The organism is Frankia sp. AgB1.9 (assembly GCF_016786355.1).
Lineage (GTDB): Bacteria > Actinomycetota > Actinomycetes > Frankiales > Frankiaceae > Pseudofrankia.
The window spans coordinates 88480-102009 of sequence record NZ_JADWYX010000020.1 but is presented as its reverse complement, the minus strand read 5'-3'; the positions used below and the strand labels follow the sequence as shown (position 1 = coordinate 102009).

At 74.1% G+C, this 13530-nt stretch carries 6 protein-coding genes; 4 read left to right on the top strand and 2 right to left on the bottom strand.

Annotated features, from left to right (window positions below; translation table 11 throughout):
- Positions 1–93: 93 nt before the first annotated feature.
- On the bottom strand, positions 94–1632 hold the full coding sequence (locus tag I6A60_RS10185) for an NAD(P)/FAD-dependent oxidoreductase (protein WP_203020794.1): 1539 nt from the start codon (positions 1630–1632) through the stop codon (positions 94–96).
- Between the two features lie 784 nt (positions 1633–2416).
- Positions 2417–4654: a glycosyltransferase gene (locus tag I6A60_RS10180; RefSeq protein WP_203020792.1), complete on the bottom strand. Its 2238-nt coding sequence runs from the start codon at positions 4652–4654 to the stop codon at positions 2417–2419.
- A gap of 567 nt (positions 4655–5221) precedes the next feature.
- Between I6A60_RS10180 and I6A60_RS10175 the strand changes: the two genes are divergently transcribed.
- The 4 genes from I6A60_RS10175 (at position 5222) to I6A60_RS10160 (ending at position 13447) form a co-directional block, all read left to right on the top strand.
- Positions 5222–6748: a hemolysin family protein gene (locus tag I6A60_RS10175; RefSeq protein WP_203020791.1), complete on the top strand. Its 1527-nt coding sequence runs from the start codon at positions 5222–5224 to the stop codon at positions 6746–6748.
- On the top strand, positions 6745–7830 hold the full coding sequence (locus I6A60_RS10170) for a hemolysin family protein (protein ID WP_203020789.1): 1086 nt from the start codon (positions 6745–6747) through the stop codon (positions 7828–7830). Before I6A60_RS10175 ends, I6A60_RS10170 begins: the two co-directional genes overlap by 4 nt.
- Positions 7831–8168: 338 nt before the next feature.
- A complete protein-coding gene (locus I6A60_RS10165; RefSeq protein WP_203020787.1) occupies positions 8169–10925 on the top strand; it encodes a WD40 repeat domain-containing serine/threonine protein kinase in 2757 nt (918 codons plus the stop codon).
- A 50-nt stretch (positions 10926–10975) separates the two neighbouring features.
- Positions 10976–13447 (top strand): Hsp70 family protein, encoded by a 2472-nt coding sequence (locus I6A60_RS10160; protein ID WP_203020785.1) that lies wholly within the window; start codon positions 10976–10978, stop codon positions 13445–13447.
- Positions 13448–13530 lie beyond the last annotated feature (83 nt).

The following is a 13530-nucleotide window of genomic DNA, read 5'->3' as shown; positions in this document are numbered from 1 at the left end:
GGGGGGGGGGGGCGGGCGGGGACGCCGCGGGCGGCGCGGGGGGGTGGGGCCGCCCCCCGCCGCCCCCCAACCGGCCCCCCGCGATCGCGTCGACTACCGTGAGCCGGCCACGCGGCTGCGGGCCGCGTCGAGGACCTTGCGGGGAAGAACCGGCGCGTCCCGGCCGGTGCCCAGCGAGCCAGCAGGCTTCGCGGAACCCGTCGAGCCGCCGTCCTTCTCCTCGTGGTACTCCTCCTCGACGTTGACCGACCAGACGTCGTGGGCGGTGCCCTTGACGATGTTCTCGGCGGTCAGCATCGCGGTGTACATCGAGTGGTCGGCGTTGTTGTAACGGAACATGCCGTTGCGGCCGACCGGGTGGACGTTGCTCGCGTAGTCGGTCAGCCAGCCCCGGATCACGTCGACGTTCGCCCCGTAGCGGTCGTCGTAGATCGGGTAGGCCTTCGGCTGGCGGACGACGTAGCCGGCCTCGATGTCCTTGTAGGCGACCAGACCGAGCTTGTCGAGCTCCTTCTTGCCCTTCTCGATGAGGTCCTCGTCGGGCGCGGTCCACTCGGCGTCGTTCTCGAACACCGTGTACTCCAGGCCCAGGACGTTGCGACCGTCCTTGACCAGGAACGGCGACCAGGACGCGAAGTTCTGGATACGCATCGTGCGGACCGACGGGTCGTGGATGTAGATCCAGTTGTCCGTCCAGGAGACCGCGCTCGACGGCACGACCAGGGCCACGGTGAGGAAGTCGCGGTAGCGCAGGTCCTGCGCTGCCTTGAGCACTCGCGGCGGCACGGCCGGGCTCATGATCTCGATGAGCTGCGAGATCGGCATCGAGGAGATCACGTCGGTCGCCGGGTAGGCGGTGACGCCGCCGTTGGCGTCCTCGGCGACGACCTCGAAGGCCTTCCCGTCCTCGTGCCGGATCTCGACGACCTTCGTCTCCATGCGGATCTTCGAGCCCTGCGCGACGACCTTGTCGCGGCAGATCTCCCACATCATTCCGGGGCCGTACTTGGGGTACTCGAACTCCTCGATGAGCGAGGTGATCTCTTTCTGGTTCGTCTTCGGCTTGACCGCGTTGAGAATCGCGTTGCCGAGGTTCAGGCTCTTGATCCGCTGCGCGGCCCAGTCGGCCGGCATCTCGCTGACCGGGACGCCCCAGACCTTCTCGGTGTAGGTCTTGAAGAACGTCCGGTACAGACGCCACCCGAACCGGGCGACCAGCCAGCTCTCGTAGTCCGACTGGTCCTTCGGCGGGCTGATCCGGGCGCGCAGGTACGAGGCGATGCAGATCGCGGCCTCCTGCGGGCCGAGGTTCTGCAGCGCGTTGACCGCCTTGATCGGGTAGTCGTAGTACTTGCCCTGGTAGAAGATCCGGCTCTTGCGCGGCCGCAGCAGGAAGTCCTCCTGGGGCAGGATCTCGTGCCAGAAGTCCTCGACCCGCTGGACCTTCGAGAAGAACCGGTGGCCGCCGATGTCGAACCGCCAGCCGTCCCGCTCGACGGTGCGCGAGATGCCGCCCACCTGGGTGTCGGCCTCGAGGATCGTCGACGGGATCCCGTACCGATGCAGCTCGTAGGAGGCCGTGAGGCCCGCCGGTCCGGCGCCGATGACGACGACGTCCACGTTTTCCGACATCAAGACTCAGCCGTTCCTTGGGGTGTAAGACGAGAGCGACGACGCCGTCCGCGCCGTCGGTGCACCCGTGGGCCCCGTACCTGACACGGGGTGCGCTCCGAATGATCCATTTTGGTCACTCAACGCTACGGAACCGACGGCAGTGTCCCTCGCGGCGTACCCGGAATGCCACCGGTGGGGGCGCGTCGCCCGGTGACGGGCGATCGGCTCACGCATCGTTGGCTCCGCTTCTGGTTCCAGGGGATAGCGCGCGGGGACGGACTGGTGCGGAAGCGGCCGGGGTTATCCGCTTCGCGCACACTGTAACGGCCCGAACCGACGGCGAATCGCACGGGTCCCGCTCCCGGGCGCTCGGCCCGGTCGGCCCGGCGGGGCGCGCCGTGACCCGACCGCGGACCCCGGCACCGCGCGGGTTCGAGGCCGCACGCCTGACCGGCGGCCCGCGCCGCTCCCCGCCGCCGACCGGATCGACCTTCAGGACCCGTCACGAAATGTGACGAAGGCGGGCTCCCCTCGGGTCGGTCCCCAAACCGAAGGAACACCCGATTTGCCCCGTGGCTCGAACAGGTTCCGCCCTCGCGAGCCACCGAAGGGCCCTGTCCCGGCGGCGCAGCCGGCCCCGCTGTCTCGACGCACTGGGTGACTAACACCACCATCGTGCCATCGACCATGCAATGCGTCGGAACCCGTCCTGGACGCCGCCGACCCCCCTCGACGGCAGCCGGGTCGGAGGCACCCAGGTCAGCCGAAGGCGACGGTGGTTTCAACCGAAGGCAAGTCAGGGTCAGCCGAAGGCGACGGTGAGCGCCGCGGCGATCAGGACCGCGGCACCGATCGTCACGCGCAGTCGGCGACCGACGCGCACCGTCGCCGACTGCAGGGCACACGCGGCGGCGACCGCCTCCGCCGTGACGAGCAGCACGGCGCCCGCCCAGGCCAGCGCGACGAGATGGCCCCGGTCCGGCCGCAGGGCGGCGACGAGCACCGAGGCGGCCAGCGTCACGGCCGGCAGCGACACCACCAGCAGGGACGGTGTCCACCGGTCCGGCGTGAGCCGGCCGAGGGCCGAGCCCGGGTGGGCCGTGAGCCCCGAAGGCCAGGCGGTCACCGTCCGGCTCCAGGCGCCCCTGACGAACCCGGTCCTGCCCGCCGCCGGGACCGGCGCGTTCGCCGCGGGCCCGGCCTTGACCAGCGCCGCCGCGCCCGGGGTGACCCCCGGCGGCACCGCCTTCGCCAGGCCCGCCTTGGGCGCGGCCTTCGCGCGCACCACCGCCTTGGACGTCGTGGCCTTCCCCACCATGGCCGTCGTGGGCGCGGCCTTGACCAGCGCAGCCTTCGACCCGGTGGCCTTCCCGGCCACGGTCTTCTCCGCCCCAGCCTTCCCAGCCCCGGCCTTCTCCGCCACGCCTTTCCCGGCGACGGCCTTCCTCGCCGCGGCCTTGCCCGTCAGGGCCTTCCCTGCCGGGGCCTTCGCGGGCAACGACCTCACGGGCACGGCCTTGCCCTGGGGGGCCGCGGCCGCAGCCGTCGAGGTGGTCCGGACCGGGCCCGGGTCGGGAGCCGAGCGCAGAGCACGCCGCGCGATGTCGGGGGCGGCGCCGGACCTGCCGCCGAGCAGGACGATCCGGGCCAGCGCCAGCAGCGACAGCGGGATCGCGGCCAGCCAGCCGGCGAGCGCGGCCGCCAGGCCACGTCCGACCAGGCCGCCCTCCGTGGTGACCGCCGCCGCGAACAGCCCGGTGGCCACCAGGTAGGGCAGGCCGAAGACGAGCCACTGGACGGTGTCGGTCCCCGAGGTCAGCCGCCCGCCCGCGAGCACCATCAGCGCCGGGGTCAGCCACAGCCCGACCTGCGCCGCCGCCAGCAGCGGCAACGCCGCGTCGGCCAGGTGGTACGCCCGCTGACGGTTGGTCAGCCCGGTCTTGGCCAGCGGGTTGTCGAACAGCAGTATCCGCAGCCGGTCGAGCGCGCGGGCGAGGGTGAGCCGAGCGGCCACCGCCGGCGGACGGGCCGCGCGGGAGGTGACGACGTCCGGGTGGTGGACGCTGGCCCACCCGGCGGAGTGCAGCTCGTAGGACGTCCGCGGCTCCTCGGTCGCGGCCCGGACGCCGAAGCCACCGACGGTCTCGAGCGCGACCCGGCGGTACAGCGTGCCGCTGCCCACGCCGGTGGCGGCACCGTCACGATCCCGGCCCGCGGCGACCGTTCGGGCCAGCGCCGCCTCGGCCCGGTCGGGCACCGGCCCCTGCCCCGACGCTGTCGGCCGCCAGGCCGACGAGACGAGCCCGACCTGGGGGTCGCGCAGGTAGCCGAGCACCCGGTGGGCGGCGTCGGCGCAGACCGTGTCGCCGACGTCGAGGACCAGGACGGCGTCACCATCGGTGACCGCCAGGGCGGCGTTGAGCAGGCCGGTGCGGCTCGGCGGCCCGTCGTGCCGGGTCAGGCAGGTGATGTCTCGCCGGTCCGCCAGGGCGGCGGCGGCCCAGGCGCCACCGCGGCCGCCGGGCAGCGCCGCGTCGTCGATCCGGGTGTCGACCAGCAGGTAGGTGCGGTGCGGGTAGGTGAGGGCCTGGGCCGTGCGCAGCGTGCGGTCGACGTCGGAGAGCGGCTCGCCGCGGCTGACGACGAAGACGTCCAGCGTGCCGGCCGGGGCGGGCGCGCGGCGGACGAACCCGCGGTTCACCCGCGCCGCGCAGACCGCGAGGCCCACCACGACGAGGTAGAGCGCCAGCTCGGCGGCGAACGCGAGCCCACCGGTGAACCCGGTGCCGCCGAGGTGGCCGGCGCGCCAGCCGAGGTAGACGGCACCGGCCGCGGCGGCTACGACCCCGGCGGTCGCCGTGGCCGTCGCGGCGGGCCCGGCCGAGCCCGCGACCAGGTGCCACCCCACCCGGGCCGGCTGCGCTGTCCCCGGATCGGCCGGCAGGCCCGCGTCCGGCTCTGGCGGGTCGGCCTGGGTGCCGGGCCGCCGGCGTCGCGGCCGCGCCGGACCGGCTGGCTCGCCCTGCCGCGGCGCGGGCACGGCGGCACGGCGGGCGGACCCGTCTTGGCGCGATCCCCGGGACCCTCCGCCCGCCATGGCTACCCCCTTGAACGATCAGTTCTGGAACAGTTACCGACAGTAACAGCGACCCTGATCGGCGGAAGGCATCCAGCGGCCCGCACCCAGGCCCGGGCCTGGGCGAGGCGCGCGTGACCTCGACGAGCCGCGGGTCATATCGTGATCAAACGCCGCCGGCGTGACGCACGGTTCGCGCCCGGAGTGGGCAATGCCGGTTCGGCCGCGCCCACGGCTCCGCCACACTGGGACCAGGGCTACCGCGCCGCGGCCCCCGGAGGCCGCGCGATCGTGCCGGCGCCGGGCCGCGGCGGCCGGGCGTCCGAGTGGGCTCGCGCGGCACCCGACGCCACGCGCCGCCCGCCCGGCCGGCACGCCGCTGGTGGTGTGTCATGCGTTGAACCAGGCCGGCCGGGGAAGGCCCGATGCGCGGCACCGGACGACGACGGAAGGGATCATGAACGACTCGGGCGATACCGGTTGTAGTCCGAACCGACCCGCGCGCGTGGGAGCGCCCGTGAGGGGCGACCGGTGACTCAGGCGCTCCTCCTCATCGCGGGAGTCATCCTGCTCGCGGGCTGCGGCCTGTTCGTGGCCGCCGAGTTCGCCCTCGTCACCGTCGACCGCGCCACCGTGGAGCGCGCGGCGCGTGACGGCGACCGGGCCGCCCACGGCACCCTCCAGGCGCTGCGCACCCTGTCCACCCAGCTCTCCGGCGCCCAGCTCGGCATCACGCTGACCAACCTGGGCATCGGCTACCTGGCCCAGCCGGCGATCGCGGAGCTGCTGTCCGGCCCGCTCGGCCGGGTCGGCGCGTCCGGGCACCTCGCGGACGACCTGGCCGTGGTGCTCGCCCTGGTGATCGCCACCGTGCTGACGATGGTGTTCGGCGAGCTGGTTCCGAAGAACGTCGCGCTCGCCCGGCCGCTCGCGACCGCGAACAGCGCCCAGCGCTTCCAGCGGGGCTTCACCGCAGCGGCCCTGCCGCTGATCCGGTTCCTCAACGGCGCGGCCAACCTGCTGCTGCGCCGGTTCGGGATCACCCCGCGCGAGGAGCTGGCCTCGGCCCGCTCGGCGCAGGAGCTGTTCTCGCTGGTCGGCCGGTCGGCGGAGCACGGCGCGCTGGCCCGGGAGACCGCGACACTGGTCCAGCGCTCGCTGCTGTTCGGGGACCGCACCGCCCAGGACGTGATGACGCCGCGGGTGCGGATGCGCTCGATCAGCGCCGACGAGCCGATCGCCGCGGTGATCGCTCTGACGCGACGGACCGGGCACTCACGGTTCCCGGTGCTCGGCGAGGACAGCGACGACGTCGTGGGTCTCATCCACATCAAGCGGGCCGTCGCGGTGCCCGAGGAGGACCGCGCGACCACCCCGGTCCGCGCGGTGATGGGACCGACGGTCACCGTCCCGTCCACGGCCCCGCTGGAGCCGCTGCTGGAGACGCTGCGCGCCGGCGGGCTGCAGATGGCGATCGTCGTCGACGAGTTCGGCGGCACCGACGGGCTGGTGACGGCCGAGGACCTGATCGAGGAGATCGTCGGCGACGTCGTCGACGAGCACGACCGGGTCAGCCCGCGCGCCGTGCGCCACCGCGACGGGAGCTGGGCACTGTCCGGGCTGCTGCGCCCCGAGGAGGCCGAGGAGCTGACGGGTGTCCCCATCCCGACCGACGACGCCTACCAGACGCTCGGCGGCCTGATGGCCGCGGCGCTCGGGCGCATCCCGGCCGCCGGCGACGCGGTCGAGGTGGCCGGCGTGGGCTACACCGTCGAGCGGATGGACGGCCGCCGGGTCGACCGCATCCGCCTCGACCCACCGGCCGCCGGCCCGGCGCCCAGGCGCCACGGCAGGCAGGACGACACCGAACAGGCCCCGGACGACGGCCATGACCGCGACCACGCTGATCGCGCCGGCCGCGGCCGTCAGGGCGCGCGCCCGGGCGGCGGCGCGGAGCTGGCCGACGGCGACGTCGTCGTCGACCCGCGCCGCGCCCTGCCGCCGGCCCATCCGCCCCGCGGCAACGGCCGCGCGGCCGGCTGGGACGGTGGCCGGTGAACGACGTGCTGAAGCTGGCGCTGGTCGTGGCGCTGCTGCTGGGCAACGCGCTGTTCGTCGGCGCGGAGTTCGCGCTGATCTCGGCGCGCCGCACGACGATCGAGCCGCGGGCGCAGGCCGGGTCGTGGTCAGCCCGGATCACGCTGCGGGCCATGGAGCACGTGTCGCTCATGCTGGCCGGCTCGCAGCTTGGGGTCACCGTCTGCACCCTGGGGCTCGGCGCGCTCGCCGAGCCGACCATCGCCCACCTGATCGAGCACCCGTTCGAGGCCGCCGGCCTGCCGGCCGCGGCGATCCACCCGATCGCGTTCGTGCTGGCCCTGGTGCTGGTCACCGTCCTGCACGTGGTGATCGGTGAGACCGTGCCGAAGAACATCGCGCTCGGCGCGCCGGACCGGGCTGCGCTGGTGCTGACCCCGCCGCTGGCGGGCCTGGTGCTGGTGCTGCGACCGGTGATCGTCGCGTTGAACTGGGTCGCGAACGCCAGCCTGCGACTGGTCCGGATCGAGCCGAAGGACGAGGTCGCGAGCGTCTTCACCCGCGACGAGGTGGCCGGTCTGGTCGACGAGTCGCGCCGCGAGGGCCTCCTGCAGGCGGACGAGCACGAGCTGGTCAGCGGCGCGCTGGCCTTCGACGAGCGGGCCGCCCGCGACGTGCTGCTGGCCCGGGAGGGCCTGGTCACCGTCCCGACGGAGATCACCCCCAGGGAGCTCGAGCACCTGGCGGCCAGCACCGGCTACACCCGGTTCCCGGTGCACGACTTCGGCGGCCGGCTGATCGGGTACTTGCACCTGAAGGACATCCTGGAGACCCGGCCGGAGCGGCGGGCGTCGCCGGTGGCGGCGAAGTGGCTGCGCCCGCTGGTGCACGTGCCGGCGGACGCGACGCTGCGCCAGGCGCTGACGGTCATGCAGCGCTCCGGCGCGCACCTGGGCCAGGTGGTCGACGCCTCGGGCGAGTCCCTCGGCCTGGTCGCGCTGGAGGACATCCTCGAGGAGCTGGTCGGGGAGATCCGCGACGAGGCGGCCCGCCGGCCCGTCCGCCCGTCCGCGCCGGCCCAGTCCGCTGCCCGGCCCGTCTAACGGCCCAGCCCGTCTGACGCCGGGCCGGAACCGTCCGGCTGGTTCCGGTTCATCCGGGGACTGACGGCCGGAACGCCGGCCGCGAGTGCCCGGATGGGGGGTGCGCCCGGGGTTCGGTGTCGGCTGGGCGTCACTTAGGGCGATAACAACGCAATCGACGTGCCGGGCGTCGGACATGCGGCGTAGCGTGTGGTCCCTAGCCGGATCTGATCCCCGGTATCGGCGCAGGCACTGGCGTGGCCTGCGCCGATAGGCAAAGTCTTTACTTACAGACGCGGTCTCCCGTGTCAGGATCGACAATCAAAAAGCTGTAACTCGTCACGAGGGGGAGGGGACCGGTGGCGGGATCGACACCACCCCCGGTATCCGGCAATGCCCCGGCCCCGCTGAACGCGGCGGATCCACGCAAGCTGGGCAAGTACGTGATCACCGGGCGGCTCGGCCAGGGCGGGATGGGAACCGTCTTCCTTGGTCACAGCCCCGACGGCGATGCCGTCGCGATCAAGGTAATCAAGCCGGAGCTCGCCGAGCGCCCCGAGTTCCGGGCCCGGTTCCGGCGGGAGGCGGAAAGCGCCCGCCGAGTCAGGCGATTCACGACCGCGGCCGTTCTCGACGCCGACCCGGACGGCCCGTGGCCATATCTGGTGACCGAGTACGTCGAGGGCCCGACGCTGTCGAAGTTGGTCGCCCGCCGCGGCCCGATGCGGCCGGCCGACCTGGAGCAGATGGCGCTCTCGGTCGCGACCGCGCTCTCCGCGATCCACGCCGCCGGGATCGTGCACCGGGACCTGACCCCGGCCAACGTGCTGCTGTCCCCGGTCGGCCCGAAGGTGATCGACTTCGGGCTGGCCCGCGACTTCGAGGGTTCCGGCGAGTTCTCCCGGACCGCCAAGCACGCGATCGGCACGCCGGGGTACATGGCCCCCGAGCAGATCATGGACTCGCCCGTCACGTCGGCCGCCGACGTGTTCGCCTGGGGCGCGATCACCGTCTTCGCCGCCACCGGCCGCCAGCCGTTCGGCGAGGGCCGCATCGAGGCGCTGCTCTTCCGGATCCTGTATGAGCCCGCCAACATCGACGGCGTCCCCGACGAGCTCGCGCCGCTGGTCGACGCCGCGCTGCGCAAGAACCCGGCAGAGCGCCCGACGGCCGAAGAGCTGCGGATCTCCCTGATGAGCGGCGCCGCGCTGCCCGCTGCCCGGCTGGCCGCCTCGGGGCCCGCGGCCCAGGAGGCGACCTCCACCGACAGCAAGGACGGCGCCCGCCGCCGGCGCGGGCATCTGTTCGGCCGCGGTCGCCACCAGGACGGTGACGAGGCCGTGTCCGGCGCGCCGTTGTCCGGGGCCGCCACCAGCCTGCTCACCCCGGCTCCGGCGACGACGGTTGCCCCGCGGGCGCCGATCTCGGCACCGCCGACCTCCGTCGGTCCGGCCGCCCCGGTCGCTCCCGCGCCGCGGTCGGTCCCGGCGCCGTCCGTCGCCCCCGGCGGCCCGGTCGCCCGGTCCGCCGGGCCTCAGCCGCCGTCGCTCGCGCCTCGGTCGACGACGTCCACACCGCCCCGCTCCCCCGCGCCGCTGTCGACACCGGGACCGGCGCCGCGCACACCGGTGCCACACCCGTCGGCACCGCCGCCGGCCACCACGCCCTCCCCCACGCCCGTCTCGCCGGCGCCGGCCGCGCCGATCCGCCCGCAGGCCGCGCCCGCGGGCGAGCGGGCCGCCGCGATGACGGCCCGCGTCGCCCCGCCCGCCAGGCCAGCCGAGGAGGCTCGGCCGTCGGGGGCCGGACGCGGTCGTCGCACCGTCGTGCTGGTCGCCGCCGGGCTGGTGCTGCTCGCCGCCGCGGTGGGCATCCCGCTGGCGGTCACCCACGGGTCCGGCGGCAACGGCGGCTCGTCGTCGGTGTCCCCGGCCCGGGCCGCCCAGCTGTCCGACACCCTTGCGAAGGCCGCCGACTCGGCCCGGCCGACCGACCCGGCCCGCGCGGCCCGGCTCAGCCTCGCCGCGTACCGGATCGCACCGACCCAGGCCGCGGCCGGCGCCATGATCGCGTCCTTCGCCGCCAGCTCCAAGGTCGACCTGCCAGGCTCGCCCGTCGCCTACACCGGTGTCGCCCTGACGGCCGACGGCCGGCTCGGCGCGGCCACCGACGCGGCCGGACGGGTCCGGCTGTGGAACCTCGCCGCCGCGACGCCGGCCCTGCTCGCCGACATCGCCACCGGGGACGCCAGCGCTCCCACGGCCCCGGTGTTCCTGCCGACCGGCGACCTGCTGACCGGTGGAGGCATCGGACACGCGTGGACGCTCACCGACCCGCGCGCGCCCAGGGCGATCTCCGACGTGAAGCCGCAGGCGACCCAGCCACTGCAGCTGGCTCTCTCCGGTGACGGGCGGCTGCTGGTCACCGCCGGCCAGGACCGGATCATCGAGCTGTGGGACCTGAACAATCCGGCGAAGCCAGGCTGGCTCGGGCTGAAGGTGACCCCAGGGATCATCACCGACATCGCGCTCAGCCCGGACGGGCGCACGCTCGCCGTCTCCGGCGTCGACGGCACGGTGTCCCTGTGGGACCTCTCCGACCGGCGGAACCCGGTCGAGAGAGGCTCCGCGGTCGGGCACCTCGGCCAGGTCACGTCGGTCGCGTTCCTGCCGGGCAGCAAGCGCATCGTCACCGGGGGCAGCGACAAGACGGTCCGGCTGTGGAACGTCACCGACCTGAACGCGCCCCGGCAGCTCGGCGAGGTCACCCAGGGCAGCTCACCGGTGGTGAACGTCGCGGCGGTCGACTCGAACCTGGTCGTCAGCAGTGACGCGAGCGGCAGCCTGCTCGGCTGGAGCATCGACGCGGCGAACCCCGCGGACTCGTTCTCGCTGGGCCGGGGCAGCACCGGCCTCGACCTGGCCGTGGGTGGCGCCGGGAAGATGTTGCTGACGGCCCCGGCCGGAGGTTCCTCCGGTGCCGCGTCACTCATCTCGACCGACCCGGCCCGGCTGGCGACGGTCGCCTGCGCGAATCCGGCGAACAGGATCGGCGAAACGGAATGGAAGTCCCTCGTCGCCGACCTCGCCTATTCCGACCCATGCGCCGGGCGATAAGACATTCCAGATGGCACGTGTAACAGCAAAAGGGCACAGGTGACACAGCGATGGGCTACCAGCTTGGTATCGACATCGGAACGGCGAACACCACGGTCGCCGTGGCGGCGGGCGACTGGCCACAGATTCTGACGGTCGCCGGCGGTTCGTCGATTCCGACGGTCCTCTACTTCCCAGCGGGCGCCCCGGTGGTGTTCGGCCGGGCCGCCGCGCGGCGGGCGCTCGCCGAGCCGTCGCGGGCGGCCCACGGGTTCCTGCGCCGGGTCGGCGATCCCGCTCCGATCATGGTCGGCGGTTCCGCGTACACGCCGGAGGGCCTGGTCACCCGGTTCCTCGACCGCGTGCTCGCGACCGTCACCGAGAGCCGGGGCGAGGCGCCGGACCAGGTCGTCCTGACGTTCCCCACGAGCTGGACCTCCCGGCGCCGTGAGCTGTTCAGCGAGGCGCTGGAACGCCTGGACCTGGACGTGCCGGTGCGGGCGGTGCCGGCGGCCGACGCGCTCGGCGCCGTGCTGGCCCGGCGCGCGGCGGCCCGGACGCCCGGACGGGGCGCGGACCTGATCGCGGTCTACGACTTCGGGGCCGGCGCGTGCGAGGCCGCGGTGCTGTCCGTCTCCGACTACGGCGCCGAGGTCGTCGGCACGCCGGCTGGGATGGCCGGCGTCGAGATCGACGACCTGCTGCTGGAGCACGTGCTGGCCGCCAGCGGGGTGGACGTCGCCCGGCTGGACCGGACCGAGCCGGCCACGGCCGCGGCGCTCGGCCGGCTGCGCGCCGAGGTCGTCGCGGCCAAGGAGACGCTGGCGGCGGACGACGAGGCGTCGGTCCCGGTCACGCTGCCCGGGGCGTTCGCCTGGGTGACGCTGCGCCGCGACGACCTCGAACGGCTGGTCACGCCGGCCGTCGAGGACAGCGTGCGGGTGCTGGCCCGGACGGTCCGCTCGGTTCCGACGACCGCCGACGGGCTGTCGTCGGTGCTGCTGTACGGCGGACTCGCCCGGATGCCGCTGGTCGGCCGGCTGGTGCGGGCCGCGCTGCCCGGCGCGCGCCGGTTCGAGGAGCCGCCGGCGGAGGACCTGGCGATCGGCGCCGCGCTGCTCGCCATCGGCCTCGCCGAGCAGGCTGAGCCACCGGCCGGCGGCGAGACCGCGCTGCTCGGCGGCGCTTTCGCGAGCGAGCCTCCGGAGCTCGCGTCGTTCCCCGGCGTGTCGCTGCCACCGTCGGGCTCGCTCGCCGGCGCGGGAGCGACGGTACCGATCGCCGCCGCGAGCGCACCGGACGACGCGGAGTCGACCGCGTTGATCACCGCGGCCTACGAGTCGTTCCCGGCCACGGCCGCCGCGACGGCAGGTGCCACCCAGGCGACGGGACTCGCGGCGTGGAACACGGCCGCGCCGGCTGGTCCGGCGCCCAGCCCCGGCGGCGGCGCCCGGGGCGGCGGCGGCCGCAAGGCTCGGCGCGGCGGCCTCGGCCCGCTGCGGTCCGCGGGCGGGATCGCCGCGCTGGTCGCGGCCGTGGTCTTCATCGCCGGCGGCGCGACGCTCGGCGTCGTGCTCACGCAGGGCGGCAACGGGGACGCGACCGTCGCCGGGGCGACGACCGCGCCGACGGTCGCGCCCGCGACCGTCGCGGCGCCCACCACCCCGGCGGCGGTCACACCGCCGCGCAACGTGGTCCGGGTCGCGAACTCCGACGAGGTCGCCCCGATTCTGGAGAAGGCGTCCCAGGAGCTGGCGTCGAGCCAGCCGAACGTCACCGTCGCCTTCGACTCGACCGTCACCGACACCAGCACGGCGTTCACCAAGCTCTGCTCCGGTGAGGCCGCGATCGCCGGCGCCTCGTTCGAGCTGGACCCGAAGTTCGCCCCCGACCCGAGCTGCAAGGACAAGGTGGTCGGGTTCGAGATCGCCCACCACACCCTGCCGATCATCGTGAACCCGGCGAACACCTGGCTGGGCTGCCTCAACCTGTCGCAGCTGAAGTCGATCTGGGCCCCCGGCTCGACGATCACCAGGTGGAACCAGATCAACAAGTCCTACCCGGACGAGCCGATCAACTTCGTCGGCCCGGCGAAGAACACCGTCCAGGCCGAGGTGTTCAACTCCAGCATCAACGGCGACAGCACGAAGTCCCGGGACTACACCGTGAAGGACCTGGGCGGCGTCGCCTCCACCGTGCTGTCCGACCGGGACGCGATCGGCTTCCTGGACTTCCCGACGTTCGAGACATTGGGAGCCCAGCTGCGCGGCGTGCTCGTCAACGGTGGTTCGGGCTGTGAGCCGCCGAACGCGATCACCGCCGGCACCGGGGTCTACACGCCGCTGTGCAAGCCGCTCTACGTCTACGTCAGGACCGACGCGCTGCGCGACCCGGCGACGGCGGCCTACATGAAGTTCTTCCTGGAGAACGAGCAGTCGATCGCCCAGGTCTCGCACTACGTCCCCCGCGACGACAACACCGTCAAGGAGAACGTCGACAAGGTGAACGGCCTGACACAAGGGGTCGGGCCAGTACCGGCCTGACCGGTCCCTGCTTCGAACGCCGTTCCCACCCGAGGCGGCCGGCCCCGTGCCGGCCGCCTCCGGCTTGTCGGACGTGCGGCGGA